Origin of the sequence: Allocoleopsis sp. (genome assembly GCF_036703385.1) — a bacterium.
In the GTDB taxonomy this organism is placed as follows: Bacteria; Cyanobacteriota; Cyanobacteriia; order Cyanobacteriales; family Coleofasciculaceae; genus Allocoleopsis.
Map to the genome: position 1 here is coordinate 1 of NZ_DATNPA010000794.1, position 2,637 is coordinate 2,637.

Annotated in this window: 5 protein-coding genes; 4 read left to right on the forward strand and 1 reads right to left on the reverse strand. The window is 47.1% G+C overall.

The annotated features are described in order from the left end of the window. The first annotated feature begins 201 nt into the window (after nucleotides 1-201). Both V6C93_RS38680 and V6C93_RS36940 read left to right on the forward strand, forming a co-directional pair. Entirely contained in the window at nucleotides 202-501 is a 300-nt protein-coding gene (locus tag V6C93_RS38680; RefSeq protein ID WP_349262955.1) for a transposase, read from the forward strand. Next, a complete protein-coding gene (locus tag V6C93_RS36940) occupies nucleotides 495-1,040 on the forward strand; it encodes a transposase (protein WP_349262956.1) in 546 nt (181 codons plus the stop codon). The genes V6C93_RS38680 and V6C93_RS36940 overlap by 7 nt, the downstream gene beginning before the upstream one ends. Nucleotides 1,041-1,131: 91 nt before the next feature. Here V6C93_RS36940 and V6C93_RS36945 read toward each other — a convergent pair whose 3' ends face one another. Further along, nucleotides 1,132-1,257, reverse strand: coding sequence for a hypothetical protein (locus tag V6C93_RS36945; RefSeq protein WP_333481680.1), 126 nt, complete (start codon nucleotides 1,255-1,257; stop codon nucleotides 1,132-1,134). A 148-nt stretch (nucleotides 1,258-1,405) separates the two neighbouring features. Here V6C93_RS36945 and V6C93_RS36950 point away from each other — a divergent pair, with 148 nt between their 5' ends. Both V6C93_RS36950 and V6C93_RS36955 read left to right on the forward strand, forming a co-directional pair. Beyond that, on the forward strand, nucleotides 1,406-1,687 hold the full coding sequence (locus V6C93_RS36950; RefSeq protein ID WP_333481681.1) for a hypothetical protein: 282 nt from the start codon (nucleotides 1,406-1,408) through the stop codon (nucleotides 1,685-1,687). 49 nt (nucleotides 1,688-1,736) lie between these two features. After that, nucleotides 1,737-2,637: DUF362 domain-containing protein (locus V6C93_RS36955; RefSeq protein ID WP_333481682.1), on the forward strand; the 901-nt coding region annotated here is incomplete at its 3' end.

Genomic DNA, 2,637 nt, shown 5'->3' on the forward strand with positions numbered 1-2,637 from the left:
TACAATTTGTCCGGACGTGTCGGTCAAATCAGTAGTCAGGGTAATGACCGCTCGGGCGGGTGCTTCCTTAGAATCGGTTGGCACAATAGCGGGAGTGGTCATAACACCACTCGCCATAGAGCCTGAAGCAGCAACCCTATAGAACCCATTTGGGATCTTTGAGGACAAGCTAAGATCACAGAAAATGCACTACCCTGAGCAATGCCGTACTCCAGCAGCTTAACCGATCGAGAGTGGAAACTAATCGAGCCATTACTGCCTCAAAAGAAGCAGACCAGACCACCACGTTGGACAAAACGACAAATCTTGGATGGCATCTTCTATCAATTGAAAAATGGCTGCAATTGGTGCGATCTCCCGAAAGACTTGCCACCCTACTCAACGGTATTCTGGCATTACAAGCAGTGGCGTGCGGATGGGGTACTAGACCGAATTATGGCAACCCTGCATGCCAAAGTGCGGCAACAGGTCAAAAAAAACCCAAGTGGACACGGTTGTTAATCATCGACTCGCAAGCCGTGAAGAATACCTGTAATGCCAGTGTGAAGTCGAAAGGATTCTGTCATTACAAGTGTACCAATGGCATTAAACGCCATCTGGCAGTTGATACATTAGGCTTGCCGTTTTTCACCCATTGCACGCAAGCCAATATCAGTGACGACCAGGGCTTGATTGAACTGTTGAGCCATAACCTCGATTACTTTCGTGCCAAACCTGTGAACATCCCAAAGATTACCATCCTACTCGACCATGGATATCACCCCGATAAAATTACAGCCGAGCTGCAAAAACTCTATCCACAAATCATGACCAAGATTCGGTTTGAGTTAGCACCCAAACCTACTAAAGCTGAAAAAGCGGCTGTTGGCAAAACGGGATTTGTTCCGGTCGCGACTCGATGGGTAATTGAGCGCTCAAACGCCTGGATGGAACGATGTAAGAGTTTAGTCAAAAACTTTGAGCGCACCCTAAGCCATGCGACAGCGAAGCTGAATCTCTGTTTCATCCGACTCATGCTCAAGCGCTTAGCGAATGGTTAGATCCCAAATGGGTTCTATAAAATGCCTTAAAACAAAATTAATAGGAATAGTCATTGATAAAATTTACTCATCTTATGGTCTCCTCCTCTGTTCATTTCTCCGCCAACTCGTTAAAAATATCGGCTTGGCTGCGATAGAGCTGTTCTCTTTGTTGACCGTTAACCCCTAGGTGCGGTAAATTCAACCCGATACATCCTTGAGAACTAACTTCTGACAAAACCTTGACGCAGCATAATTTTTCAGAGAAATTTCAGGTATATGATGACCTGAAATACTCAGTAGCGACTCAAACCCAGCCTGATTATTTTTGAGTTGCAGTTAAACACCTCTTTTGGAAACCACTAAATCAGAGTTTGAGATTGCCGATGCAAAGTGTTGACAGTTTCACACAAGTGACCTTTCACTATCTAAACGGTGAAAACGAAGCTTTTGATATCCCTGTAAGTCCCCAAGCCTTCCAAGAACAACTGCAAGGCTTGCTCAGTCAACCTTGGTTGACCCTACACCTATTTGATAGAACAGCCTTTATTTGTACAGCTCAGGTTGTGAAGGTGGAAGGCAAACCCCCTCTTCACGAAATCCAAGGCGATGGTGTTTTCAACGATGTCCAGCGAGTGACACCCCTGACTCATGGAGCCAAAGCCTAGAAAATAGGGAATGATTCGCTTACCTCTCCAGAATTCATCATCTCAAATCATGCCTACAGTTAGTTTAATTCGTGCTGACTCCTATGACCGCCAGCAGTTACGTGCATCTGTAGAAACCTTGCTGGAGCCCTTGGGAGGGATAGGAGCGTTTGTGAAAAAGGGCAATCGCGTCCTACTCAAACCTAATCTCCTTACCGCAGGGCGTCTCGGCAAAGAATGCATCACTCGCCCTGAACTTGTCTACTGCGTTGCTCAGTTGGTACAAGAAGCAGGCGGTAAACCCTTCTTTGGGGATAGTCCTGCTTTTGGTAGCGCCTGGGGTGTGGCGAAGGCGAACGGCTATCTGCCCATGATGGAAGAACTGAACTTGCCCGTCGTAGAATTTCACGGACAGCGTTACGAAACTGCCAGCACCACATTCAACCATCTGCGACTTTGCAAAGAAGCCATGGATGTAGATGTCGTGATTAACCTACCGAAGGTGAAATCTCATGTGCAGTTGACGCTAACCTTGGGTGTGAAAAACTTATTCGGCTGTGTCCCTGGCAAAATGAAAGCGTGGTGGCACATGGAAGCGGGGAAGGATGAAAACCGCTTTGGCGAAATGTTGGTGGAAACCGCACGGGCAATTAATCCCGACTTAACGATTCTAGATGGTATCATTGGACACGAAGGAAATGGCCCCAGTGGTGGCGAACCGCGACCCTTGAATATATTGGGAGCGTCTTCCGATGTCTTTGGTCTTGATCGGGCGATGGTAGACATTCTTAATGTTGACCCTGCTCTTGTTCCGACAGTAGCCGCTAGTCAGCGCCTGGAACTTTGTCCGGAACTGAGGGATATTGATTTTGTCCACCTGCAACCCAAAGACCTGCAAGTGATGGATTGGAAACTCCCCGATGCTCTAGTACCGATTGATTTTGGTATGCCCCGCGTCATTAAATCCACCT